Here is a 514-nt window from a genome sequence, read left to right as displayed (position 1 = left end):
CGGTTGGATGTCGTTTTAAGCTTGAGCAACGTTGCTTAGTGGAAACCGCCGAAGGCGATATGATCGAAGCACAAGTGGTCGGCTTTGATCATACCGTTGCGTACTTAATGCCAATCCGCCGTTTAGGCGGTTTGTTTGCCGGTGCGAAGGTGATCCCATTAGACGGCGACAGTACCGTGCAACTCAGCTCTCAGTGGATGGGGCGCGTGGTGAACGGCTTAGGCGAGCCATTGGATGACGGCATGCCGCTTAAAGGGGGCGATCGTGTTTCACTTGAACCTAAACCGATCAACCCCCTTAAGCGTCGTCCTGTCGATACGCCGCTTAATGTAGGCGTTCGTGCGATCAACGGTTTGCTGACGGTCGGTAAAGGTCAGCGTATTGGTCTAATGGCGGGCAGTGGTGTTGGTAAAAGTGTGTTAATGGGGATGATCACCAAAAACACGGAAGCGGACGTCATTGTGGTGGGTTTGATTGGTGAGCGTGGTCGAGAAGTTCGTGAGTTTATTGAACG

General features: G+C 52.5%; 1 pseudogene. It reads left to right on the top strand.

The annotated features are described in order from the left end of the window. A pseudogene (fliI, locus tag R7R24_RS30500) lies at positions 1-514 on the top strand (flagellum-specific ATP synthase FliI); the annotation flags it as partial.

The sequence above is a fragment of the Vibrio sp. 704 genome (genome assembly GCF_033339295.1).
The sequence above is the reverse complement of the archived record's forward strand: the minus strand, read 5'-3'. Positions and strand labels throughout refer to the sequence as shown.